The organism is Erysipelotrichaceae bacterium 66202529 (assembly GCA_017161075.1).
In the GTDB taxonomy this organism is placed as follows: Bacteria; Bacillota_I; Bacilli_A; order Erysipelotrichales; family Erysipelotrichaceae; genus Clostridium_AQ.
This window is the reverse complement of sequence record CP046174.1, coordinates 4,165,457-4,191,539: the sequence shown is the minus strand read 5'-3', so window position 1 is coordinate 4,191,539 and position 26,083 is coordinate 4,165,457. Positions and strand designations below refer to the sequence as shown.

The 26,083-nt window shown below is 44.2% G+C and carries 23 protein-coding genes and 1 riboswitch; of the genes, 22 read left to right on the top strand and 1 reads right to left on the bottom strand.

All coding sequences use genetic code 11. The features are described 5' to 3' along the window. Positions 1 to 10: 10 nt before the first annotated feature. From hpt to GKZ87_19715, 12 genes are all read left to right on the top strand, one after another. Positions 11 to 550, top strand: coding sequence for a hypoxanthine phosphoribosyltransferase (gene hpt / locus GKZ87_19770; protein QSI27576.1), 540 nt, complete (start codon positions 11 to 13; stop codon positions 548 to 550). Positions 551 to 569: 19 nt separating this feature from the next. After that, positions 570 to 2,594, top strand: coding sequence for an ATP-dependent zinc metalloprotease FtsH (hflB, locus tag GKZ87_19765; GenBank protein ID QSI27575.1), 2,025 nt, complete (start codon positions 570 to 572; stop codon positions 2,592 to 2,594). Between the two features lie 146 nt (positions 2,595 to 2,740). Then, entirely contained in the window at positions 2,741 to 2,908 is a 168-nt protein-coding gene (locus GKZ87_19760; GenBank protein QSI27574.1) for a hypothetical protein, read from the top strand. Positions 2,909 to 3,042: 134 nt separating this feature from the next. Next, positions 3,043 to 4,515, top strand: a complete 1,473-nt coding sequence (locus tag GKZ87_19755) for a PTS fructose transporter subunit IIB (GenBank protein QSI27573.1) — start codon at positions 3,043 to 3,045, stop codon at positions 4,513 to 4,515. A gap of 12 nt (positions 4,516 to 4,527) precedes the next feature. Beyond that, positions 4,528 to 4,980, top strand: a complete 453-nt coding sequence (locus tag GKZ87_19750) for a PTS sugar transporter subunit IIA (GenBank protein QSI27572.1) — start codon at positions 4,528 to 4,530, stop codon at positions 4,978 to 4,980. Positions 4,981 to 4,992: 12 nt separating this feature from the next. Continuing rightward, on the top strand, positions 4,993 to 7,602 hold the full coding sequence (locus tag GKZ87_19745; GenBank protein ID QSI27571.1) for a glycosyl hydrolase family 38: 2,610 nt from the start codon (positions 4,993 to 4,995) through the stop codon (positions 7,600 to 7,602). A 32-nt stretch (positions 7,603 to 7,634) separates the two neighbouring features. Next, on the top strand, positions 7,635 to 8,438 hold the full coding sequence (locus GKZ87_19740) for an SIS domain-containing protein (protein ID QSI27570.1): 804 nt from the start codon (positions 7,635 to 7,637) through the stop codon (positions 8,436 to 8,438). Positions 8,439 to 8,531: 93 nt separating this feature from the next. Next, a complete protein-coding gene (locus GKZ87_19735; GenBank protein QSI27569.1) occupies positions 8,532 to 9,908 on the top strand; it encodes a family 1 glycosylhydrolase in 1,377 nt (458 codons plus the stop codon). Continuing rightward, positions 9,905 to 10,801, top strand: a complete 897-nt coding sequence (locus GKZ87_19730; GenBank protein ID QSI27568.1) for an ROK family protein — start codon at positions 9,905 to 9,907, stop codon at positions 10,799 to 10,801. The genes GKZ87_19735 and GKZ87_19730 overlap by 4 nt, the downstream gene beginning before the upstream one ends. After that, positions 10,798 to 12,210, top strand: a complete 1,413-nt coding sequence (locus GKZ87_19725) for a DUF4368 domain-containing protein (GenBank protein QSI27567.1) — start codon at positions 10,798 to 10,800, stop codon at positions 12,208 to 12,210. The genes GKZ87_19730 and GKZ87_19725 overlap by 4 nt, the downstream gene beginning before the upstream one ends. Before the next feature lie 49 nt (positions 12,211 to 12,259). Next, entirely contained in the window at positions 12,260 to 12,910 is a 651-nt protein-coding gene (locus tag GKZ87_19720; protein ID QSI27566.1) for an XRE family transcriptional regulator, read from the top strand. 323 nt (positions 12,911 to 13,233) lie between these two features. Further along, positions 13,234 to 14,586, top strand: a complete 1,353-nt coding sequence (locus GKZ87_19715) for an MATE family efflux transporter (GenBank protein QSI27565.1) — start codon at positions 13,234 to 13,236, stop codon at positions 14,584 to 14,586. A 435-nt stretch (positions 14,587 to 15,021) separates the two neighbouring features. Here GKZ87_19715 and GKZ87_19710 read toward each other — a convergent pair whose 3' ends face one another. Further along, positions 15,022 to 16,920: a PRD domain-containing protein gene (locus GKZ87_19710; GenBank protein ID QSI27564.1), complete on the bottom strand. Its 1,899-nt coding sequence runs from the start codon at positions 16,918 to 16,920 to the stop codon at positions 15,022 to 15,024. 230 nt (positions 16,921 to 17,150) lie between these two features. Between GKZ87_19710 and GKZ87_19705 the strand changes: the two genes are divergently transcribed. The 10 genes from GKZ87_19705 (at position 17,151) to dusB (ending at position 25,849) form a co-directional block, all read left to right on the top strand. Next, positions 17,151 to 17,588, top strand: coding sequence for a PTS sugar transporter subunit IIA (locus GKZ87_19705; protein ID QSI28025.1), 438 nt, complete (start codon positions 17,151 to 17,153; stop codon positions 17,586 to 17,588). After that, positions 17,575 to 18,069 carry a PTS sugar transporter gene (locus tag GKZ87_19700; protein ID QSI27563.1) on the top strand — a complete coding sequence of 165 codons (495 nt, stop codon included), beginning with the start codon at positions 17,575 to 17,577 and terminating at the stop codon, positions 18,067 to 18,069. The genes GKZ87_19705 and GKZ87_19700 overlap by 14 nt, the downstream gene beginning before the upstream one ends. A gap of 168 nt (positions 18,070 to 18,237) precedes the next feature. Beyond that, entirely contained in the window at positions 18,238 to 19,011 is a 774-nt protein-coding gene (locus tag GKZ87_19695; protein QSI27562.1) for a PTS sugar transporter subunit IIC, read from the top strand. Between the two features lies 1 nt (position 19,012). Beyond that, positions 19,013 to 19,858 (top strand): PTS system mannose/fructose/sorbose family transporter subunit IID, encoded by an 846-nt coding sequence (locus GKZ87_19690; protein QSI27561.1) that lies wholly within the window; start codon positions 19,013 to 19,015, stop codon positions 19,856 to 19,858. 12 nt (positions 19,859 to 19,870) lie between these two features. Beyond that, positions 19,871 to 20,689 carry an SDR family NAD(P)-dependent oxidoreductase gene (locus tag GKZ87_19685; protein ID QSI27560.1) on the top strand — a complete coding sequence of 273 codons (819 nt, stop codon included), beginning with the start codon at positions 19,871 to 19,873 and terminating at the stop codon, positions 20,687 to 20,689. Positions 20,690 to 20,999: 310 nt separating this feature from the next. Then, positions 21,000 to 22,088: a mannitol dehydrogenase gene (locus GKZ87_19680; protein QSI27559.1), complete on the top strand. Its 1,089-nt coding sequence runs from the start codon at positions 21,000 to 21,002 to the stop codon at positions 22,086 to 22,088. A gap of 130 nt (positions 22,089 to 22,218) precedes the next feature. After that, a riboswitch (FMN riboswitch) is annotated at positions 22,219 to 22,340 on the top strand. Positions 22,341 to 22,410: 70 nt separating this feature from the next. Then, positions 22,411 to 23,019 (top strand): ECF transporter S component, encoded by a 609-nt coding sequence (locus GKZ87_19675; protein ID QSI27558.1) that lies wholly within the window; start codon positions 22,411 to 22,413, stop codon positions 23,017 to 23,019. A gap of 13 nt (positions 23,020 to 23,032) precedes the next feature. Continuing rightward, positions 23,033 to 23,488, top strand: a complete 456-nt coding sequence (locus tag GKZ87_19670; protein QSI27557.1) for a pyridoxamine 5'-phosphate oxidase family protein — start codon at positions 23,033 to 23,035, stop codon at positions 23,486 to 23,488. Between the two features lie 464 nt (positions 23,489 to 23,952). Further along, the gene (locus GKZ87_19665; protein ID QSI27556.1) at positions 23,953 to 24,843 is read left to right on the top strand and encodes an Hsp33 family molecular chaperone HslO; all 891 of its coding nucleotides are present in this window, start codon (positions 23,953 to 23,955) and stop codon (positions 24,841 to 24,843) included. Beyond that, positions 24,833 to 25,849 carry a tRNA dihydrouridine synthase DusB gene (gene dusB, locus GKZ87_19660; GenBank protein QSI27555.1) on the top strand — a complete coding sequence of 339 codons (1,017 nt, stop codon included), beginning with the start codon at positions 24,833 to 24,835 and terminating at the stop codon, positions 25,847 to 25,849. Before GKZ87_19665 ends, dusB begins: the two co-directional genes overlap by 11 nt. Positions 25,850 to 26,083 lie beyond the last annotated feature (234 nt).

Below are 26,083 nucleotides of genomic sequence, written 5' to 3'. Positions count from 1 at the left end.
AGGATTTTGCATGCACGACGTAGTTGAGAAAGTACTGGTGTCCGAGGAAGACATCGTAAAAAGAAGTATAGAATTAGGTAAGCAGATTAGTGACGATTACCGAAAAACAGGGACGGCACCACTGCTGGTGGCTCTGTTGAAGGGCAGTGTTCCTTTTCTTGCGGAGCTGATTAAGCATATAGATTTGGACATTCAGTTTGACTTCATGGATGTATCAAGCTATGAAGGAACAGAGTCTATTGGAGATATTAAAATTGTGAAGGATCTGGATTGTTCTGTAAAGGGTGTGCCGATTCTGCTTGTGGAGGATATCGTTGATACCGGACGCACGCTGAAGGAAGTGACACGCCTGTTGAAAAACAAGGGGGCAAGCGATGTAAAAGTCGTATCTCTGTTAGATAAACCGGATCGTCGTGTTGTTGATATAACTGCAGATTATGTAGGTTTTGAAATACCCAATGAATTTGTTATAGGGTTTGGTCTTGATTATGACCAGCATTACCGCAATCTGCCTTATATAGGAGTGTTAAAGCCTGAAGTATACAAATAAACGTTAGGAGGACGATTGAATGAACAATAAAAAGTTTATAAGCTTTCTACCTTATATCTTAGTCCTTGGTATCATGCTGCTTCTGATTTCTTATGGATCAGCGGGGGATACAAAAAACTTTAACTATAACGAATTTATGACAAAGGCGGATTCCATGACATTTACCAAAGCAGAGATGTCGATGGGAACGACAGTTATTGATGTAAAAGGATCGTATAGTGAGAAAGGCAAAGATGTAAACTTCACTGTTCGTGTGCCAAATACGGAAAAGAATGTTTCTTATTTGACAGACGTATTCAAAAAAAGCAAGAGTACCAATTTACAGGTAAGCGATCCAAACAGGGAAAGCCTGTTAATGAAATTTTTGATGAACGTATTTCCTTTCCTGCTGATTGCAGGTGTTGCGTTCTTTATGTTTTCAAAAATGAATGCGGGAGGAAACAACAAGGCATTTGAGTTCAGTAAATCCCGCGCGAAGATTGAAGGAAATATCAAAGTCCGCTTTAAGGATGTGGCGGGCTGTGATGAGGAAAAGGAAGAGGTTAAGGAAATCATTGATTACCTGAAGGATCCGAAACGGTTTACGGATATGGGTGCTCGTATTCCGAAGGGTATGTTAATGGTAGGCCCTCCGGGAACCGGTAAAACACTGCTGGCAAAGGCAGTTGCTGGGGAAGCGGATGTACCGTTTTTCTCTATTTCCGGTTCAGATTTCGTTGAAATGTTTGTCGGTACCGGTGCAAGCCGTGTGCGTGACATGTTTAAGAAGGCACAGCAAACCGCGCCATGTATCGTGTTCATTGATGAAATCGATGCCGTCGGAAGACAGCGTGGAGCCGGTATGGGTGGCGGAAACGATGAACGTGAACAGACCCTGAACCAATTACTTGTCGAAATGGATGGTATGGGCGAAAACAAGGGTATTGTTATCATTGCGGCTACCAACCGTCCCGATGTTTTAGACCCTGCATTGCTGCGAAGCGGTCGATTTGATCGTCAGATTACAGTAAATCTGCCGGATAAGCGCGGACGTTATGAGATTTTAAAGGTTCATGCAAGAAATAAAAAGCTGGCGCCGAATGCAAATCTGGAGGGTCTGGCTAAACGAACTCCTGGATTCTCAGGAGCCGATTTGGAAAACGTATTGAACGAGGGTGCTATTCTGGCAGTCCGTGACAAACGAAAAGTGATTACCATGGAGGATCTTGACGAGGCGATTGACCGTGTTATGATGGGGCCTGCTAAGAAATCCAAGAAATACACAGACAGAGAAAAGCGTCTTGTAGCATTCCATGAAGCAGGACATGCAGTTATCGGCTTGAAGCTGGATGATGCTGATAAGGTGGAAAAGGTTACGATTATTCCGCGTGGTGAAGCTGGCGGCTATAATCTGATGACACCGAAGGAAGAGAAAATGATGCCGACGAAAGCAGACTTCATGGCACAGATTACCGGACTGATGGGTGGTCGTGTTGCCGAGGAGGTTATGTTTGACGAGGTATCTGCCGGTGCAAGCAATGATATTCAAAAGGCTACAAAAATTGCCAAGGCTATGGTACGAAGCTGGGGTATGTCTTCATTAGGACCGATTCAGTATGATGATGGTACCGGAAATGTATTCCTGGGCAGAGACTATGGCAGTGGAAGCAATTACTCTGGTGAAATTGCATATGAGATCGATAAGGAAATCCGTAAGATCATCAATGAATGCTATGACCGTGCTAAACAGATTATTGAAGATAACAAGGACCTGTTGACGTTGATTGCAGAGACATTGATCGAGGAAGAAACAATTACCAGTGAACAGATTTACAATCTGATGAATTATGGAAAGCTGGTTTCTCCGGAAGAGGAAGTTCGTGCAGCGGAAGCAAAGGCAAAGGCTGCTGAACAGAAGCTGAAGGATCTTGAGGCAGGAATCACTCCTAAGGAAGACAGTGAGGAAGTACAGAAAGAACCACAGGACACCAAAGAGCCGGATATTGATTTCGACGCAGCTTTAAAAGAGCTGACCAAAAACGATTACGACGAAAGCAAGGAATAGAATAGAGAGTCATGAGAGCGATAATGATAAACGTTCCATGACTTTTTTCTGCTTTCAGGGGCAGACAGGCATGCTCATACGTAGATTCATACAGCAATGTATACACAAGGATAAAGGTATGGAATAGCAAATCTTGAAGGAATTATATGCAAGCATTATCTGAAAATGAAGGAAGATCAAACGCAATGCCGGTATATAACAAGATTTCACTCATATACTCCTTTTTAAATTTCTTAAAAGAAATAATTGATAAAAAATTTCATAAAAATAGTATTCGTGTTAAAAAATATGATATTTTAAACAAAAAACGCTAAAATATAACCGTTTTCAGTGAAACTAATTTCACAAATAAAGGAAAACAGGATACTGCAACCCGAATTACTTGTAAGTGTTTACATTGCGATTTGTACGGGATATACTATACGAGAACTTGATAGGAGGAAAACTTATGAGTAAACATATTGTAGCAATTACAGCCTGCGCGGCAGGTATTGCACATACGTATATGGCAGCGGAATCTCTGGAACAGGCAGGGAAAAAACGCGGTGACAGTGTACGTGTAGAAACACAGGGATCTATCGGGGCGGAAAATATTCTTACCGAACAGGAAATCCGGGAAGCGGATGTTGTCATTGTGGCAGCTGATATTGACATTGATCTGGCACGCTTTGCCGGTAAACGTGTTCTGAAGGTTAGAAGCGTGGATGCAATCAAGGATGCCAATGCATTGATTGAGCGTGCATTAAATGAGGCGACACTGTATGGAGAAAAAGGAAGCAAGGCAGGAAGCATTACCTTGGGAAAAACGGAAAATTCAATCATCAAACATATTATGAGCGGTATCTCTTACATGGTGCCAATGTGTATCGCGGCAGGTCTGCTGTTGGCAATCGCCAACGTCTTTGCCTTTCAGAAGGATGATTTAGGAAGAATCGTAAACTGGGGATTTGATAACAAAACAGCTATGGGATATTTTATGCAGAAGCTGTTCATGGTAGGACAGACAGGCTTTAAGCTGATGATACCGCTGTTCGCAGGCTTTGTGGCAAAATCTATTGCGGACAAGCCGGCGATTGCTCCGGCGATGATTGGTGCCTATATTGCCAATGATCCGGAATTTCTGGGAACGCAAACAGGCGGCGGCTTTCTGTCTGCTATTCTGGTAGCCTTCATTGTTGGTTACTTTGTAAAGGGAATGAAACGCATCCCATGGCCAAAAATTGTACAGCCTCTTACCGGTATCATGATTATACCGTTTGTGACAACACTGTTTATCATGATCGTTGTCCTGTTCCTGATTGGCCAGCCAATCGCTTTCGCAATGGATGCTTTATACAGCGGACTGACAACCTTGAATGAACAATATGCGGCTGCTCCGTTTATCATCGGTGCTATCATCGGAGCCATGGTAGGCTTTGACTTCGGCGGCCCGGTAAATAAAACAGCATTGATTTTTGGTACGGCGGTATTTACTGATACGATGACAAAATATGGTGTACAGGGGGCTAACTTTGTACCGCAGAGTGCTACGCAGGCCGCAATCTCCGTTGCGCCGCTTGGAATCTGGCTGGCATCTGTAATCTTTAAAAACAAATTCTCCAAGACTGAGAAAATATCTGCGACCAGTGCATTCGGTATGGGAATGGTCGGCGTTACAGAAGGGGCAATACCATTCGCAGCAGCTAATCCTTTGCAGATGATAACCGCAAGTGTTGTAGGAAGTGCGCTTGCCGGTGGTCTGGTTGCTTTAACAGGCTGTAAATTTTACGGCGGTATTGGTTCACCGCTGGGAACCTTTATCGGATATATTGAACAGCCGATTCCATTCATTACCTGGATTCTCTGTGTACTGGCGGGTATCGTTGTAACAGCTTTGATTATCGGCTTCTGGCGAAAGCCGGTCGTGGAAGAAACGGAATAACAGGAGGTAAGTATGGATAAGAGCGTATTTGACAGACATCATATTCATTTCGATACAGAAGCAAAAACACAAAAGGAAGCGTTTCGTGTAATTGCACATGAAGCATTTACAGCAGGCTTTGTAAAGGATGAGAATGCATATTATGAAGGTATGTGTGCCAGAGAGGAAGAAGCTACAACAGGATTTCAGGATGGCATTGCCATTCCTCACAGTAAGAATGAAACCTGCATAAAGCCGGGAATCTTCCTGGTGAAATTTAAACATGCCATAGAATGGAATGCCCTTGACGGTAAGCCCGTTCAGGTCGCACTTGGACTGACGATACCAGAGGATGGCGGTGAACAGCATCTTCGCATTCTAAGCAAGCTGGCACGCAAAATGATCAGCGAGGAATTTCGAACAGCATTGAAAACCGGTACGGATGTAGATGCTTTGTATGAGGTAATCGCTGCAGTGGAGCTGTAAGCGGAGGCAATTATGAAGAAAATGCATGTGTATTCTCATACACATTGGGATTATGAATGGTATTTTACCGCAAGTGAATCCATCATACAGCTGATTTATCACATGGATGAGGTGATCTCCGCACTGGAAAGCGGAACGCTGAAGACCTATTTACTGGACTCTCAGGTGAGTATTCTGGAGGAATATCTGGAATTTATGCCAAAGAAGGAGCCTGTGATACGCAAGCTGGTAGAAGAAGGAAGGCTGATGATTGGGCCCTGGTATACCCAGAGTGATGAACTGATTATCAGTGGAGAAAGTCTTGCGCGGAATCTGTGGTATGGGATAAGCTATGCAAGAGAACTGGGTAACTGTATGATGATCGGTTATCTGCCGGACTCCTTCGGACAGGGAAAGGATATGCCCAAGCTGTATAACGGCTTCAATATTCGGGAAGCTCTGTTCTGGAGAGGAGTTCCCAATGATGTATGTAAACAAAGAGAATTTTACTGGCACAGTGCAGATGGAAGTGAAGTGCTGTGCTATCATATCCGGGATGGATATTTCTATGGTGGGAATCTGATTTACACCGATGATGTTGACAAGGTGGAAAAACGGATTTTAAACGGCGCATCCACAACCCATCAGCTGCTACCTTTAGGAGGAGATCAGCGTTATGTGGACTTCAATCTGCAGGAACGGCTTGCGTATTATAATGAGCGCTCCACGCATGATATCCAATATTTTGAAAGTGATTTAAAAAGCTTTTTCAATGAATTGCGAAGTGAGGAAGGACTGCCTCATATTGAGGGAGAGTTTATTGATGCCTCTGTTTCCAAGATTCATCATTCCATCTATTCCTCACGCTATGATCATAAACAGCTGAATGATACGATAGAACGAAGGCTGATCTATCAGCTGGAGCCATTTATGGTCATGCAGCAGCAAATGGGAATCTCACCGAAAACGGAGGTTTTAAAAAAACTGTGGAAAAAAGTGCTGTTAAACCATGCGCATGACAGTGCCTGCGGCTGTAACAGCGATGCCACCAACGATGCCATCCTGCAAAGACTTCAAGACTGTGAACAGATGAGCTCCATGCTTCTTGATTATCAGGTTCGCAAGCTGAGTGAATCCCTTTCCGGTATCCGTGAAAATGATATCGTATTCTACAATACGCTGCCATATACAAGCGATGAAGTAAGGAAAGTGTCCATCACCACGAAGCAGAAGAGCTTTTGCATTTTGGATGAAGCAGGCTGTGAAATCGCATACGATTGTCAGCAAACGCAACGGGTGTACAGCGGCAGTATCCGAAAGGATCCTTCCTCGTATGATGAGGAGCTGTATTATTATCAAAGTGAGATTATGATTCGTCTTTTTATGAAACCGATGAGTATGCGTATTCTTCATATTACGGCATGTGATTCTCATAAACAGCAGGTTCAGAAACTAGCTGCTCTTGAAAATGCATATTATAAAATCACATGGAATAAAGGAATGCTGCAGCTGAAGGATAAGACCACAGGAAGGATACTGGAAGATTTCCTGTATGTGGAGGATGGCGGGGATGAAGGAGATACCTATGACTATTCATGGCCGACAAGGGATCGAATATATAAGCTTCGCTTTCAAAATGCAAAAGCAGAGCTGCAAAGCGGAGATATAGCTGATATTCTCACACTGCGGGGAACCTGGCTGCTTCCACAGTCTTTACAGGAGCGGGAATCGGATCAATGTACACAAGAGCTGTCCTATGAGCTGCAGCTTCAGCTGGATCACAAGGATCTCATACGCTGTGAGCTGCATGTGAACAATACCGCCGCAGAGCATCGTATGCGTGTGATATGCCGAGGTCTTAGCAGCAGTGATTCCAGTATTGCGGATACACCGTTTGGGACTATACGGCGAAAGCATGACCCTAAGCATATGGACGACTGGAGAGAAGCGGGTTACCGGGAAGAACCGTCTCCTATCTATCCATTTCTGCATCATGTATCCAACGGTGATGGTCCAATACTGACCTGCTTTAGCAAAGGAATTAAGGAATATGAAATCCTGCGGCATACGGATATCGCACTGACACTGTTTCGCAGTGTACCTTTGTTAGGCAAACCGGATTTGAACAGACGGCCGGGAATTGCCAGCGGTAACGAATTCAAATATATTCCAACACCGAAATCGGAGCTGCGCCAGCACATGAGCTTTGCGTTTGCACTGTGCTATCGCAGGGAATATCATGCCATGGAGCTTCAGAAGGCATGGCTGTGCTATGCGAACGCTCCTCTGTATTATCAGCTGCAGGAAATGAACCGCTTTGTAAATACGCAGAAATATTTCGTCACACATCCATATCCGCAAGCCATACAGCCACTGAAGGAGGGTCTGCTCAACATGGATGACAGTACAGTTCTGCAATTTTCTTCCCTGTATCCGCTGGATGAAAAGCATGCCGTACTGCGTGTTTACAACAGTTTGAATACCACCGTATCTGTGGATCATTTGCATTGTCATACAAAACATGCGCAGCTGGTGAATATGCTGCATGAAAAAATAGCGGATGTAAGGCTGGAACAGGATGAGCTTACTGTACAAGGTCTGCATCCGGAAGAAATCAGAACCTATAAAATCATCGTGAAATAGAGTATAATACCGGTAGCGATGGAGGTAAGTATATGGAAAAGGAAATCCTTTTGAGAATCAATCTGGCAAAGGTGAATTTCACCTATGTGGAAGAGACGATTGCACAGTATTTCACTGACGGGAAGCCGCCGCTCACGATTCATGAGCTCGCAAGGGAGCTGTCAATTTCCAGCTCCTCCATCACACGGTTCTGTAAAAAAATAGGTCTGAACAATTTTAAAGAGCTGATATATTTGTATGAACAGCATTTGAATATGCAGAATGCCCCGCAGATTTCCAATATATCACTGGATTTACAAAGTGAGTACTTCCGGATTTTCCATCTGGTCGATCAGAAATTTGACGCGAAAGCAATGGAACAGGTGTGTACCTATATTTATGAGCATCGCATTATCAATATCTTTGCATTCGGTTTGAGTGCGACGGCGGCAGAGGATTTTCGTTTTCGCTTTTCAAGACTGGGCAAATTCATTGAGGTCATTCATGACAAGGATGCAATCAAAATGAGCTCACGGGTATTGCTGAAGCAGGATTTGGTATTTATTTTCACATTGCGCGGGAATACATATCTGGAGGAACTGGCCGCAGAGCTGATAGAGCGGGGAATTATCGTGGTAAGTATTCTGGGAAATCAGAATAGCCGACTGACAAAGCTCAGTGATGTTGTTTTGTACACATCCTCTCTTTCCGGAGAAGAATCCACGGGAATGATCTCTGGTCAGATACCGATTCTGATTATGATTGATATGCTCTATTATCATTATGTACGTACCTACAGCGATGCCCTGACAAACTGGGCGAGTACGGAAGAAATTCTAAAGGATCGAAAGGAATAACAGCATCACTATCCGGTTTTCGGATATACATCATTTTATAAATAACACAGGCTCTCTCCCATGGAGAGGGCCTTCCTTACAAGGAGGTAGTATATGATACAGTTTCCAAAGGGGTTTTATTTTGGGAGTGCCACAAGTGCCACACAAAGTGAAGGTGCGGCGTCAATAGATGGGAAAGGAAAAAATATATGGGACTACTGGTATGAATTAGAGCCGGATAAGTTCCATGACCGTATCGGACCGCAGGATGCATCCGGATTTTATAAGCATTATCGAAAGGATATCCGTCTGTTGAAAGAAACGGGACATAATTCCTGTCGAATATCCATCAGCTGGAGCCGTATGTTTCCAAACGGAGATACGGTTGTAAATCCGATCGCCGTCGCTCATTACCATAAGGTGATAGATGCATTTCATGCAGAGGGTATTGAGGTAATGATCAATCTGTTTCATTTCGATATGCCATTGGCTTTGCAGGAGCAGGGCGGCTGGGAGAGTGACCATGTAGTTGATGCCTATGTGCACTATGCACGTACCTGCTTTTCACTGTATGGAAACAAGGTGGCGCGCTGGTTTACATTCAACGAACCGATTGTACATGTGGAATGCGGGTATCTGAACGGCTTTCACTATCCCTGCCGTCATGATATGAAAGCGGCGGTTCAGGTAGCGTACCATACCGCACTTGCCAGTGCGAAAGCAGTACAGGCATTTCATGAATGCTGTGATGGAAAAATTGGTATTATTTTAAATCTTACACCAAACTATCCACGCAGTGTATCGAAGGAAGATCAAAGAGCATCCCGTATTGCGGAGCTGTTTTCCTCCCGAAGCTTCCTGGATCCGGCAGTGCTTGGTGTGTATCCGAAAGAGCTCGTAGAGCTTTTGTGTGAGCATGAGCTGCTTCCCGAATATACGAAGGAGGAGCTTACCGTTATCAAAGAAAATACCGTTGATTTTTTAGGAGTGAATTATTATCAGCCAATCCGTGTAAAAGCAAAAGAAGCACCTGTTGATCCGGAAGCAATGATAACACCGGAAACCTTCTATGATCTGTATGAAATGCCGAATCGGAGAATCAATCCGTATCGTGGATGGGAAATTTATCCAAAGGGTATGTATGATATTGCGACCAATATCCGTACAAAATATCATAACATTGAATGGATGATTACAGAGAACGGTATGGGGGTTGAACATGAAGAACGCTTTATAAAGGATGGCAGGATTGCGGATGATTACCGTATAGCGTTTTATAAGGAGCATCTTACCTGGCTGTATAAGGGAATACAGGAGGGCAGTAACTGTATCGGCTATCATGTCTGGACTGGTATTGACTGCTGGAGCTGGCTGAATGCATATAAAAACCGCTATGGACTCATATCGCTGGATTTGAAAACACAAAAGCGCACAATCAAAAAGAGCGGGTATTGGTTTCGTGAGCTTGCAGAGAGAGGTGGTTTTGAATGAGAGCCTATCTTTGCTTTGATATCGGAGGAAGCTCGCTTAAATGCGGATTAGCGAATGAAGCAGGAGAGCTTTCCTGTAAAGCCTCCTATCCTATGAAAACAGATTTGTCTGCTCTGCTTGCGGATATGAGGGACTATCACCATTCTGTAATTGCTTCCGGCGTACAGCTAAGCGGTGTGGCTGTCAGCTCCTGTGGTGCAGTGGATTGTGAGAGTGGGATTATTTATGGAAGCAGTGCGGTACCTTTTGTACATGGAGTATCATGGAGGCAAATCATGCAGGAGGAATTGCGGCTTCCCTGTGAAATAGAAAACGATGCGAATTGTGCAGCTCTGTCAGAGCTGTATTTTGGAAAAGCCAGAGATATTCAGGGTATGGCATTTCTTGTGATTGGAACCGGTGTCGGCGGTGCTATTGTTAGAAACCGCAGAATCTGTCACGGAGCACACCGTTATGGCGGAGAGTTTGGAATGATGCTCCTCCAACAGCCAGACGGCAGTGTACAAAATTTCAGTCTGTGTGCGTCCACATCCAGCATGGTACGTAAAATGGAAGCATATGATAACGGAATATGGAACGGAGCACGTATTTTTGAAGAAGCACAACAGGGGAATTCCGTATGCAGGGAAGTGATTCAGACCTTTTATGATGAGCTTGCCTTTGGCGTTTTTAATATCCAGCATATGCTGGATCCGGAGATGATTTTATTTGGCGGAGGTATCAGTGCACGAAAGGATTTTACGCAACATATCATGAACTCCTATGAGAAATTGCGAAAGAAGCTTGATTTTGAAACGATAACACCACGTCTGGAGTGCTGCACATACCGACAGGATGCCAATCTGCTGGGAGCACTGGCACATTATTTGAACGCCCGGATTTTCAGCGCATGATGGACGATATGGAAGCCGGAAAAGTAAACTGCATTGTCACGAAAGACCTTTCCCGTTTCGGGCGGGAACATGTGATGATGGATTACTATCTGGAATTTCTGTTCCCGGAAAAACGGGTGCGCTACATCGCCGTTGCGGAGAAAGAGGACACAGAGAAAGGGCTTTCCGATTTTGTCCCGTTCAAAAACCTGTTCAATGAATGGTTTGCGAAAGATACAAGCCGCAAGGTAAAGGCCGCTTTCAAAGCGAAGTTTGCCACAGGACAGCGTATCGGCGCCTATGCTCCCATCGGGTACAGAAAACACCCGGAAATCAAAAACAAGCTGATAATCGACGAGGAAACCCGCTGGATAGTGGAGAAGATTTTTGACCTTGCCATTCATGGCAGAGGGGCGGCCAGTATCACAAGAATACTGATTGCGGAAAAGGTTCCCACGCCGGGATTTATCAACTTCCAGCGTGACGGGACTTTCGCAAACATCTATGCGGGTGCGCCAGAGGAAAAAAGCTACGCATGGACGATAGCGCAGGTCAAGAGCATTATGAAAGACGAAACCTATATCGGTCATACCATCCACTACCGGGAAACGAACATTTCCTTTAAGAACAAGCGGAGGATACGCAAGCCCCAAAGTGAATGGGTGCGGGTGGAGAACACGCAGGAGCCGATTATCAGCGAACAGGTTTTCCGGCAGGTACAGGAGCAGATAGCAAACCGCCGCAGGAAGTGCAAGGATGGTACAACGCAGATTTTTTCCGGATTGGTAAAATGTGCGGATTGCGGCTGGTCGCTGTCCTATGGGGAGAACCGGCAGAACAGTAAGCCCTACGGCCATTACCATTGCAGTAAGTACGGGCAGGGCACACGCCAATGCTCCATGCACTATATCCGCTATGATGTGCTTTACGCCTATGTCCTCTCCCGTCTGCAATACTGGTCTGGACTGGTGCAGAACGGCGAGGGGGAACTGATGAAGCGTCTGCTGAACGCCAGCGACAAGGAACAGGCCGCCGCAAGGAAACGGCAGGCCGCAGAATTGAAGCGGACGGAGAAGCGGAAAGCCGAGGTGGACAAGCTGTTTTCCCGCATGTATGAGGACTGGGTGGCTGGGCGTATCACGGAGTACAACTTCAATATGCTGTCCGGGAAATATCAGACGGAGCAGGCGCAACTGGACGAAAAAATCGGACAGCTTCAAGCCGCTATCGCTGCCGAGAGCCAGACCGTAGCAGACGCGGAAAGCTGGATTGCGCTGATGAAACAGTATGTCAATCCCACGGAACTGACCGCCGAACTTTTGAATACGCTGATTGAAAAAATCCTTGTCCATGAAGCGGTCAAAGGTGAGGACGGAAGCCGGGAACAGGAGGTAGAAATCTTCTACCGCTTTATCGGCAAAATTGATTGAATGATACCAATATCTTTAACTATGTGATACCGGCACTGCCAATCCCGATATGGAGAATCTGAAAACCTTGTCGAGAAGTCTGCAGGTGAGTGTGGATGAGCTGCTTGGAAATAAAATTCCTTTAGAAAAAGAAATCATAAAGGAAAAGGAGGTTATATATGTTCATAACCGCTACCGTTTTGAAAAGCAATACCGCTCCAGTGCTACGCTGTTTGGCATTCCTCTGGTAGATATCAATATTGGCAGAGGGCGTACAAAGGATGGGTACTGGCGTGTTGCGAAGGGAATCATAGCTATCGGAAATGTCTCCATCGGTGTCATCTCGATCGGCCTGCTGAGTGCAGGACTGTTTAGCTTGGGTCTTCTTACCTTGGGACTATTCTTTGGAACAGGGCCACTGGCAATATCCTATTTTGCGATTGGCTGCCTGGCTATTGGATACATCAGTATCGGGGCGATATCCATTGGGGTGTATAGTATAGGTGCGGTTGCGATAGGCTTTAAGCTGTCCATCGGTGCGCTTTCCTATGGGGAAATAGCGCTTGGTCCAAACCCATCAGGGGATATCGTATACCGGCTGCGTTCTTCAAATGCGTGTTTTCTTAATACACAGGACTATGTGCAGTTTCAAAAATATCTGTCCGGAGAATCCATGCCAAAGATTATAGAAATCCTGCTGCGAACGATACCGAAATGCTGATCGTGTTAAGTGGAATCAGAGAGAAGTCAGCGCAGCTTTGATTTTCAAGCAAAAACAGAGAGAAAATAAGGATGTAGCTATTCGCTTTACTTCAAACAGCTACATCTTTTTTTCATATATCCTGATGGTAAAGGCTGTGAATGAAAGCAGTGCATCGTGTTGCCTGTAAGTTTTTGAATTTCATATATAACTAAGGCGAAAAATATGATAGAATAAAGCCTTGTAGATGATACGTGTGAAAGAAAATCATAATTTAAAACAGATGATTTGAAATAACTTTCATTGAAATTTGCGCTTTTGTGAAGTGGAGAAATGAGGTATTTATGAAAAATATGACACAGGGCAATGTCACGAAGCTGATTATGGCATTCGCAATTCCTGTTTTACTCGGCAACGTCTTTCAGCAGTTTTATACGATGGTGGACACCATGATGGTAGGACAGATTCTCGGAGTAAATTCACTGGCAGCTATTGGTGCCAGTGCTTCACTGTCCAATCTGGTGATTGGTCTTTGTACTGGTGTTTCCATGGGGGTATCCATCATGATTGCACAATATTACGGGGCAAGAGACGATGATGGTATGAAGAAGGCGACGGCTGGCTGTATTAAGCTATGTATGATTAGCGTTGTAGTAATATTTGTAACCGCAATTATCTTGAAAAAGCCGCTTCTTTATTTGTTACAGACACCGGCCTCGATCCTGTCAATGGCAGACTCCTATCTGACTATTATTATCATCGGTCTGTTTGTGACGATGGCCTATAATATGATGGCGAGTATGATGCGCTCCATAGGGGACAGTCGTACACCGCTGTATTTTCTGATAATCGCATCTATTCTAAACGTAGCTCTGGATTATTTTTTCATCGCAATCATTCACTTGGGTGTCGCAGGGGCAGCGTATGCGACTGTGATTGCCCAGCTGGTAAGCGTGATTCTCTGCTTCCTTTACATGAGAAAGAAATATCCGATGTTTATCGTAAAGAAAGAGGACTTTCATGTGGAACGTGAAATTCTGCGCAAGCAGCTATCTATGGGCATTTCCATGGGACTGATGAATTCCATCGTATCCCTTGGCTCTGTAATCTTACAAAGTGCTGTAAACAGTCTTGGTGAGGTTACGATTGCCGCTCATATCGCAGCACGTAAGGTTGTGGAAATGTTCATGCAGCCGTTGATCAGTATTGCGATTGCAGACACGACATTTGTTTCACAGAATCTTGGAGCTCAGCGGTTTTCCAGAATCCGTACAGGAATGAAATCTAGTGTGTGGATCAGCTTCCTGTGGGTAGGCATTGTCATATTGCTGTCCTTTACCTGTATAGATTTTTTCATTGGCTTCCTGGTCAACGCAAAACAAACGGAGGTCATTTCCCTGGCGGCATACTATACAAGAATTAGCAGCGTATTCTATTTCATCCTTGCCGTTTTGTTTATCTATCGCAATGCTCTGCAGGGACTGGGGAATGGAAAAGGGCCTATCATTTCCAGCTGCATTGAGATGGCAGTGAAAATCGCCGCAACATTTGCGCTGATTCCTTTTACCGGCTATACCGGAGTCTGTCTTGCAGAGCCGATTGCATGGTCACTTATGGGGCCCTGCTTGATGGTATTTTTCTATCGTGATCTAAAACGTAAGGAACAGCAGGCACAGCTGGAAGCAGATTATAAATAACATAAAAGCATTTGCATAGAACGCAGATGCTTTTTCTTTTGTAGGAAAATGAAGGAATTCAATAGGAATACGAGCAAGGATGCAATGCGTTCGAGGCGTTGTAAAAAACGCGTACAGGCAGCCTGCTCATCACCTTCCATATAATATGTAACGGAATCAGTGAGACTGCAATTATCCTTCCTGACTGTATTTTCTTTCAGGGGAAACAACCTAATGAAGCTCAGAATGCCCTCAGAGATTACGGAAAAGCACTCCTGTATGCATTTGAGACAGCAATTATAATTATTTTAAATACAAGGGAATACAACCGTTTTGAATCTTAGGTTATCCTGAAAGAGTGCAGGAACAGTAGCCTTGTGATCTTCAAAAAATCATAAGCCTCATCGTGGTTTTAGCTTCTAAGCAGTATAAAAAAAGGATTTCAATATGAGGTGTTCAATCGAAATCCTTCTCCAGTGAGGTCTTTAATATTTCTGTAAAATGCTGAAAGCTCGGCTTCTTGAAAAACTTCTGCAGCAGCTCCTCATTGCGCACAAAGGTACTCATATAATACCAGAATTGGAAAGCTTTCGGATTGTTCTTTTCTATGGAAACCAGCATGACAACACGTACCGTATGGTTTTTATCCCAGGCAATCGGTTTTTTCAATACCCCCAGTGAAACGAAGGTCTCATCCGAAAACGGTGTCAGCGGATGCGGAACTGCAATACCATTGCCAAAATAAGAGCTTGTGATCTGTTCTCTCGCCTTAATCACATCCAGAAAATCATCGTCAAGCTTGTACTTCTCAATCGCATTGCGGCAGATGATATCCAATATTTCATCCTTATCCTTAACATCCCCATAAAAATAACAATCTGCACTGAACTTTTCCAGAATAGAAGCGGTATCTGTATACCCGTTGATTGCCAGATTGATTTTCTCAAAATCCTTTTCATCCGGAAAGATGCTGATCAGTGTGATTCCACCCTTATAGCGTTCACTGTTTCGATCCGTTGAGAAAATAGCATCATACTCCTCTGTATCAAAATCCTCACTATCCGGGCCGATAAAGGAAATTTCCGCGATCTGGTTTGGAAACCACGTCAGTATTTTGTGCCGCAGAAGCACAGTCTCTGATTTGCGCAAAGAAGTGATAATCAGAATTTTTTTTGCGGAATTACCCAGATGAATATTTTCCAGTCCGTAATTGAAATAGAGTGACAGAAAGGAAACTTCATCGGCTGAAACACTCAAATGAAACCGTTCCTTCATCAGCAGTGTAAAATACAGGGCTATATCATATGCCAGTGGAAAGGACTGCTTGATCTCCGGAGCCATCATATTGTTTAATTGCGTACCGGATTTGATACGGTAGATTAAAGGAACCAGATGCAGTGCCAGAAACAGCTTCAGACTTTCTGCAGGCTCAAAGTTGACGCAGAACTTATTACGAATATAAAGAAAGGAATCATTGATAAAGTCGTTTACCTCCTTCTGCAGGCGGTCATTCCTGGAATAATCGAGCTTTCCCAGAATAGTCTGTGTCAACAGATTGATTTCATTGAGCATATACTGCCTTTTAATTCTGTAGCGGGTAAGAAAGCGTGTCAGTATTTCCGTTGATATCTGATACTCTGTAGAATCCGGCATATCCTGTTCCATACATTGCTCAATAAGATGCCCTTTTTTCACCCTGCGCAGAGTCAATGCGATATGTGCAGTAATATTTTGAATGGTCTGTTCATTGATCTGATAATGATATTTGAAGAATACATCTGCCACGACATTATATATATCGGATACATCATCGGTTAAGGCAAAATGATCAGTAGAATCATCATTGATTTCATTCTTGGCAATACACATCCGCTTGTCGATTTCCCGGCCTTCGATCTTGTAGCCGAGATTGGTTTTATGAACGAGTCGCAGATCGTACTGCTGTAGTATTTTCTTGATTTCATTCAATGCGTGATACAGCGTGGATTCACTGATATAAAAGGTTTCCGTTAGTGTATATTTCGTTATATATCCGCTGGCATCCATCAGCATTTTCATAACAGAATGCACGCGGTTCTTGGTGTTACAGGATAAATTCAGCGTCTTTTTACGAAGCAGCTCCATTTCCTTATCAAAGCTCTTTTCGTCTGTTACACATAATCTGGTACCCTTACCCGCAAGTGTTTCCAATGTGAATGAGGTATAGGCATCACAAAATTCACGAACGAATTTCAGCTCGTTTTTTACTGTCCGCACGCTGATATCAAACATCTCGGCCAGCTCATTGGAAGAAACATATGTTCCCCTGTTGTCCACATAAAAAGATAATATGGAATATTGTCTCTTTGTCAGCATTTTATCACCTGCAATCCATACCCCCTATGCTTCATTTTCTAGTATAACCCAAACCATTTCAAAAATATTTTAAATATATTGCACGAGTGTTGGTGCAGAATGGAAAAAGTGAAACTCCTGCCGATCTGCACGATTGCTGGTGCAATAAAAGAGAAAATAAAGACTTGCTGCGATGGTAAAGTATGAGTGTAGTTCAAAGGCCGTTGGACATCTGTAAAGGAAGTGAAGTTGTGATAGAGCCGATAACGTATGTGATTCTGAATCATGGAAGATTTGGAGAGGAGCTGATTAAAAGCGCAGAATTGATTGCAGGGAAAACAGAGCATATCCGTGCAGTGTCGCTGCTGTCCGGAATGTCGATTGAGGAATATTATGAGGAAGTGAGGGCCTATATGGCCACATTGAAGGGGGAAATTCTCGTACTGGCTGATTTATATGGCGGTACGCCATCAAACGTAGGAATGATGCTGCAGCGGGAATTTTCACTTCATGTCATTTGCGGAGTTAATCTGCCAATGCTGATAGAGTTGATTCTGAAACGCAGCAATGAAGCCTGCAGTGTTCAGGAGCTGATGGAGGCCGGTCTAGCGGCGGCCAGAGCATCCATTATACAGCCCGATCAGATTGCATTTGAGGAAATGGAGGGAGAAGAGCATGTCAGAAATTAAGTTGATTCGCATTGATTTTCGATTGATGCACGGACAGGTGGTAACGAACTGGATCAAGCAGGTATCCGCAGACTCTATTCTGATTGTGGATGATAAGCTTGCGGCTGATAAATTTTTGGCTCAGGTCTTTCTGATGGCAGCGCCTCCGGGAGTAAAGGTCGCAATACGACCGATAGAAAAAGCGGTGGCAGCCTTTAAGAAGGATGTATTCAAGGATAAAAAGCTGTTGATTCTGTTTAAATCCGTAGAAAATGCTAAGAAAGCATTTGATCTTGGCTTTCCGATGAAGGCCCTGCAGATTGGCGGTCTTGGAAATGGTACGAATAAGGTTATGATTTCCAATGAATTATCACTGAGCTTGCAGGAAGCGGAGATGCTGGAGGCTATGCAGGAAAAGGGTGTCGATATAACCCTGCAGGTAACGCCAAAGGATCCGGCCTTCACGCTGGAGGAAGCATTAAAAGAGGTTCGAGGGAAATAACAGGACAGTAAGCGAAGGCAGATAGAATATTCAGAGGGAAAGAAAGCTGCTTTGCATATGCTTTCAAACATCTGTTTTCGTGAGAGGTCATACTTGAGGGTGTGTATAACAAAAGGAACGAAGACAAAGCGTTCCCAAAATTTTAAATAAAAAGAAAAGGAGAAACTTATGAACATAGGATTAGCCCTTGTATTTGGTGTACTTTACTGGCTGGCAACCAATAAACTCTGGTATGGTACCCTGCATCTTGTCCGTCAGCCACTGGTTCTGGCGGTTCCTATCGGTATTATTATGGGAAATCTGTCAGATGCGATGAAAATTGGCGCATCTTTACAGATGATTTACCTTGGTGCGATTGCACCTGGAGGGACGCTTCCCGCAGATGAGGCACTGGCCTCCTGTATCACCATTCCGGTTGCACTGGCTGCCGGATTGGCACCGGATATCGCTGTAACGATTGCCGTACCGGTTGGCCTGCTTGGCGTTTTACTGGATAATCTGAAACGTACCTATCATTCCTATTTCGTACATCTTGCCGATAAGGCTGCGGAAAAGGGAGATATGAAGGGAATGGGACGAGCTGAATTCTGGTATCCGTTCTTCTGCTCTATACCGTTGCGTGTACTGCCGACAACCCTGGCGCTGTTGTTTGGTACCGATGCGGTATCTGCATTTTTAAATGCGATCCCTGCCTGGGCAATGAATGGTTTAAGTGTGGCAGGCGGACTGCTGCCGGCTCTTGGCTTTGCAGTAACAATTATGGTAATTGGAAAAAAAGAGCTCATTCCATACTTTATACTGGGCTTTGCAATGTATGCCTACACAGGTATGAACACTATCGGTATTGCAGTCATCGCAATCTGTATCGCTATTCTGCAATCGCAGTTTACCTCCGGTACGGCTGCACCTGTTGTCGTTGATGATGACGAAGGAGATTTCTGATATGAGTGAACTAAATCTGAAAAAAAATGAGGTAATCAGAGGCTGGGCAAAATATTATCTTACAGCTGAGGTAAATTCCGGCTTTGAGCGTTTAACCGCACCGGCATTCTCCTATGGTATGAATGCTATCCTTGCCAAGCTGTACAAGGACGATGAGGAGGAATATATCCGTGCATTAAAACGGCATCTGATGTTTTATAATTCTGAGGCAACCTGGGGCTCTGTAATCTTCGGTATGACCTGTGCGCTCGAGGAAGAACGTGCGATTATGCTGAAAGAAGGGGCAGGAAGTGAGGAGCTGGAAGCATCCGCAGATATGATCAGTAACCTGAAGGTTGGTCTGATGGGGCCGTTGGCAGGAATCGGTGATACCATCAATCACGGTATGCTGCGTCCGTTGCTGCTATCCATGTTCATACCGCTGGCTGCTGAGGGAAACTGGCTGGCAGGCATTGGCCCGCTGCTCATATGGGGAGTTGCTATAACATTTCTTGCATATACGCTGGTCACAAAGGGCTATACACTGGGTAGAAAATCAGTAGTTTCCATTCTGAAATCCGGCAAGCTGAATCAGTTTATCAAAACAGCCAGTGTACTTGGTCTGTTTATGATGGGAGCGTTATCTTCTACGTATGTTAAGCTTTCCACGCCGATCTCCTGGGCTAATGCAGTAGGAGAAAAGCAGCTGCTGCAGGATGTGCTGAATAAGATTTTCCCGAATGTACTTCCTTTACTGGTAGTATTCGGTATCTATTTCTATATTAAAAAGAGCGGCCCGAAGTATGTTCGCATTCTGGTATCCATCCTGGTACTGTCAGTTGTGCTTTCATTCTTCGGTATCGTATAAGGAGGTTATACTATGGATAATAAGCAATGGATCGATTTACATGATAAGGTAGTAATCGTCACAGGCGGCGCTATGGGAATTGGCGATGCTATGGTGAAGGATCTGCTGGATTGCAATGCACGAGTCGCAATATTTGATATGGCAGAACCGAAGGATTTTGTTGAAGATGAGCGAAAGCTGTATATAAAGCTGGATATCCGGAATAAAAAAGAAGTGGAGGCAGCCGTGGATGCTGTCGTACAGAAGTTTGGAACCGTGGATGCTTTGGTGAATGATGCCGGAGTAACCAGACCGCGAATTCTGGTGGATTATTATGGAAGTGAACCGCAGTATGAATTAAGCGAAGAGGATTTTGATTTTATGGTCGGTGTGAATCAGAAGGGTACCTTCCTTGTTTCGCAGGCTGTTACGCGTGTTCTGTATGGAAAAAAAGAGGGCGTAATTATCAACCTCTCCTCCTGTGCAGGCTTAATGGGTTCAAGAGGGCATAGCTGTTATGCAGCGACAAAGGCTGCCATTCATGCCTTTACAATATCCTGGGCAAAGGAGCTGGGGCCTTATAATATCCGTGTAGTTGGTGTGGCACCGGATATTCTGGATCGCACCCCTGCCAATAACGATGAGAAATACAGAGCACAGGCATATGGCCGTGGCTGGGATGTGAATACGAAGCCGGAGGAGTTTTTCAAGAATTACAAATCCTCCATTCCTTTAGGAAGACCGGGGCATCTGTATGAGGTCGCTGATTTGATCTGTTATCTGGTATCTGATCATGCAAGCTATATCACAGGCGTAACGATTCCAATTTCAGGAGGTAAAAGCAAGGGATAAAAAGAGGCGGTCTGCATGGCAGGCCGCTTTCCATAGGGGAATATAAGGGCATATAGGGATAACAGGTCGTATTCATCACCTGCAGCGTAGAAGGAAAGCATACTTGTAAAAAGAACACAGGGGATGAGCGTAATGCCTTTATCAGGCATAGAGACGGTATGCATTGTTTTACCATAAGCACCTGTCACACCAACTGTATTATGCAAGGCATTCAGAGTATGCCTGATTAAAAAGTGGTGTAAACAGAAATTCAAAATTAGTAAGCTTTGCGTTATGATTGCACATAGTGTGCATAGAATGGAGGAGACAAATGAAAGAGGCAGTAATTATCGGAGCAGGGCAGACCGGGCGTGGCTTTATCGCTCCTATTATGCAGGCGAATGCCTATCACATTACATTCATCGACAAAAATGAGCAGCTCATTGACAAGCTGAAAAACAAAGGCAGCTATACTGTCCAATACTTCGGTGATGCAAAACCGCCGGTTGAAGTCAGCGGCTATGATGCATATACCACCGCGGAGGATGAAATCGTTAATATTCTTGCTAATGCTGATCTTGTCACTACAAGTGTATTTGCAGGGAATATCAAAGAGCTTGTACCTTTCTTAAACAAGGCAGCACAGCAGGCGGTAAAAAAACCTCTGCGTATTGTCTGCTGTGAAAACGGTGTACATGTAAAGCAGCCGCTTCTGGACGCAAAAATACCTGCCAGTATTGCGGAGGGAATGATTTTCTGTACGACCTTGCAGCCGGATGCCGAAGGCCTGCTCTTGATCAGTGAGGATGTAGCCGAGCTGCCAATAGATGGCAGCGTGGAGGGAATGGATATTCATATACAGGGAATGCCGCTGGAGGCAGATTTTCCGTCTTTGATTCAAAGGAAAATTTATACGTATAATTTCATGAGTGCAATCGTTTCCTATCTGGGTGCTTATCTGGGCTATGAGGTGTATGGAGAAGCGGCACATGATCCGCAAATCAAAAGACTGACAGAGCTTGCTGTCCCTGTTATCAGTGACTGTATCGCCAGGGAATATCACGTTAAAGCGGAAGATCAGCTTGCCTTTACAATGCGGGCAGTGAACAAGTTTCGCAATAAGGAAATTTATGATACCGTTTATCGTAATGCACGACAGGCTGAGCGGAAGCTGAAGCAGGAGGAGCGCCTGTATGAGCCGCTGCGTCTGGCTGTGAAATATCAACAGAAAACAGGCTGTATCATTCTTACGGCAGCTGCGGCAATGCACTATGCTGTGGAAAAGGAAAATGCTGATCTTTCTGCCCTGCTGCATCTGTATGAGCCGCTGCATGTAGTGGAGCAGCTAAAGGAGGTATATGGCATGCTGCAGAATAAGACATCGCTACAGGAAATCATTCATTTTTGTATGGATATTTAACAGCAGAGAAACGGAAACTGCAAACAGATAATATTGATGGCTTCATACTTTCTATTTACATGAGTATATCTATGCGCTATAATAAAGATACAGATTGTGTTGACGCATGACCTGCATTCAAAATTGAATAACAAGTCTTTGTGGCAGGGTGAAATTCCCTACCGATGGTGATAGTCCATGACCCGCGTAATGAGCGGCTGAGCCAGCGAAATTCTGGCACCGACGGTAAAGTCCGGATGAGAAAAGACATTTTCTGTAAACGTACACCTGAAGACGAGTTTTTTCGTAGTCAGGTGTTTTTTTGAAATGGAGGAGATGTGATTTGAAAAACAACATGAGTGCAAAGCGGCTTGCCCTGATTGGTATGCTGGGCGCACTGGGAGCGATACTGATGATGTTTCGCTTTCCTATTCCGTTTATGCCGCCGTTTTTAAGCTTTGATCTGGCTGCCATACCGGAGCTGATTGGAGCCTTCGCCCTTGGACCGGTGGCAGGTGTTTTGATTGTCTTTATCCGTGTCATGGTTCAGATGGTGATTTCCGGCTCCAATTCCATGTTTACCGGGGAATTACAGAGCTTTTTGCTTGGCGTTGCGCTGATTCTGCCTGCCGCCTTGCTTTATCGTCACAAAAAGACACGGAAGGAGGCACTTTTGGGAATGACGGCAGGAACATTGGTCAGTACATTTACTGCCGTACTGACCAATCTGTATTTGATAATTCCATTTTATGTTGCCCTGTATAACATGAATATGGATCAAATTATTTTATCCTGTTCTAAGGTCAATCCGATGATGAATTCAGTCACCACCATGGTTATTCTGGGAATTGTACCGTTTAATCTGATAAAATACGGAATCAACTGCCTGATTACCTTCGCCGTATATAAAAAAATAAGTCCAATGATTCATCGGTTCGCAAATGGTCAGTAAGGAGGAAATGAAAATGACATTTGAAGAAGGAGTAGCTTTATTGTTTCAAAAGCTGGGGGATTCCAAGATTATGGCACTTGGCTCCAGCGTAAATGATTACGTCATGGTACGTAATGTAAGCTGTCTGTTTTACGATGGGAAAATCTATTTTAAGACAGATAAGAATTTTCGCAAAACCCAGCAGCTATACAAAAATCCGCAGGTTGCACTTTGCACAGGCGGTGTACAGGTAGAGGGAATTGCTGTTAATAAAGGGCTTGTCGTAGATGAGCCGGGAAGAAAATTTGAAACTCTATATAAAAAATATCTATGGCAGAGCTATAATGCCTACAGCCATGAGGATACAGAGATACTGATTGAGGTAACACCGAGGTTTGTGGAAATCTGGGATGAGGATGAGAATCGCAATGCATTTCAGACGTTTCTTGACTTTGATAAAAAGACGGTGGAAATCAAGCCGTACGATTAACGAAGGCCGCAGGCAGCAACGGATTCTAAAATGCAGGGGAAAAGAGGTAAGCCTTTTACATGACCTCTTTCAGAACAGGAAAGGGAGTCTTTACAGGCTCTGAGCTAACCACCAGTTGATGGTGGTTTTTCAATATGAGAAAATCCACAGATATGGTGGATATTTATTCCAACACACTCAAATAACAATATCAAATAAATAATTGCTTATTCATGACAGCTATTCATAATGATTGGTTATGCTTATCGTATTCTCATCATATTAAATGAAAAAGTGCAGCTTATGTATTTTATAGATATGCTATATAGCTATAACAAATAATCCTTTATATTACAGATGCACCCATGTCCCTTATTTCTGTGTGATGATGAAAGGAAATCCAGCTAATAACAAAGTCGATTTTCTTCTCATAGTACGGGTTTTATGATATACTACACTTGCCTGTGAGGCAGGGAGTGATACCAATGATGAAAGATTATTTAGTAAAGGCGCTTGCGTGCAATGAGCATGTGAGAATCTATATATGCTCTTCCACCCGTATGGTGGAGGAAGCGAGAAAACGCTTTGATTTATGGCCGACAAGTGCGGCGGCCCTAGGACGTGTACTTACTGTGGGTTCTATGATGGGAAGTATGTTAAAAACGGCACAGGAACAAATCACGATTCGCATCAATGGCGGCGGGCCGATAGGAACCATTCTGGTGGATGCCTACAGTGACGGTCATGTGCGTGGCTTTGTGAGTGATCCGCATATCATGCTGCAATACAACGATACCGGAAAGCTTGCGGTCGGGGCTGCAGTGGGAAAAGACGGTTATCTGGAAGTTGTAAAGGATATGAATATGAAGGAAAACTGGAGCGGTACGGTTGCTTTGCAGAGTGGCGAGATCGGGGATGATTTTGCTTACTACTTTACGGCAAGCGAACAGACACCATCTGCAGTAAGTGTCGGTGTTCTGGTCGATACGGATAATTCCATTCTTTCCGCAGGCGGTATGATTATCCAGATGCTTCCGGATGCGGAGGAAGAGGATATTGTGAAGGTGGAACAGATTGTAGCGAACCTGAAGCATATGTCCACCATGATTCAGGAATATGAAAGCCTGGAGGATATTCTGCGTGATTTATTTGATGATGTAAGAATCCTGACGGGGCAGGATATTGAATTCCGCTGTAAGTGTGACCGTGCAACCATGAAGCGTGTTCTGACAACACTTCCAAAGGAAGACCGCCAACAGATGATTGAAGAGGATCACGGCTGTGAAATTACCTGCAATTTCTGCGGGGAAAAGTATCAGTTTAGTGAAGAAGAGCTACAGGAGCTGGAAAGGTTTATAGAGACACATGCCAAATAACAGCTGGAAAATCAGAGATATTGTGATTCCCAACCGTGTAGTGATCGCACCGATGGCCGGGATTTCCAATCCGGCCTTTCGCGTAATCTGCAAGGAATTCGGCGCAGGGCTTATTTATACGGAGATGGTTTCGGATAAGGCGCTGTATTATGATAATGAAAAAACAGTCGGAATGACGGATGTTGAGGAACAGGAGCATCCGTTGACAATGCAGATTTTCGGACATGATATTGAAACGATGGTATATGCCGCAAAATTTCTCGATGAAAAAACAGCTTGTGATATTATTGATATCAATATGGGCTGCCCTGTCACAAAAATCGTGAAATCCTTTGCCGGAAGTGCCCTGATGAAGGATGTCGATCATGCAGTGGAAATGAGCAAGGCGGTTGTTCAGAGTGTGAAAAAGCCGGTTACCGTAAAAATGCGAATTGGCTGGGATATGGATCAGATTACGTGTGTAGAGCTTGCGAAAGGTTTGGAGGCTATTGGTGTGCAGGCACTTGCTGTACATGGACGTACGAAAAAACAAATGTATGAGGGAAGTGCAGACTGGTCTTATATTCGAAGGGTCAAGGAAGCTGTCTCCATTCCCGTGATGGGGAACGGAGATGTGAGAAGCGGTGAGGACGCGCAGAGGATGTTGGAGGAAACCGGTTGTGATGCAGTGATGATTGGCCGCGGCGTTCTGGGCGATCCATGGCTGATTAAGGATATTGTTCATTATCTGGATACCAAAGAGCATATGCCGGAGGTAACTCTGGAGGAAAAATTCGCAATGGCAAGACTTCATGCGAAGCGTTTATGTAATCTCAAGGGTGAGTTTGTCGGTATCCGTGAAATGCGCGGACATGCCGCCTGGTATGTAAAGGGGCTGCCAAAGAGCCATCAGCTCAAGGATCAGCTGACAAAGATTGAAACCTATGAGGAGCTGCAGGGCATTTTATCCGCATATGAAGAAGAATATGCAAGAATGCAGGAACAGTATAAGCAGGGAAACCGTTGAGTTGGAGGTGTTTCATGAAATGGCAGGATAGAGCCGTTTCTGAAACAAGCATCCGTTCAACGGTTTTTCTTTTTAAGGTTTTTTAAACCTGTGCAGCAGGCATTTCATGAACAATAATTAAGGTGATAACTGCTTCCATATTCCTGTTGTAAATGTATATATAAGGTAACGAATCAAATCCGCATATACTTTCTTTTACAGATTTATACAAATGGTCAATACCGCTTTATATGC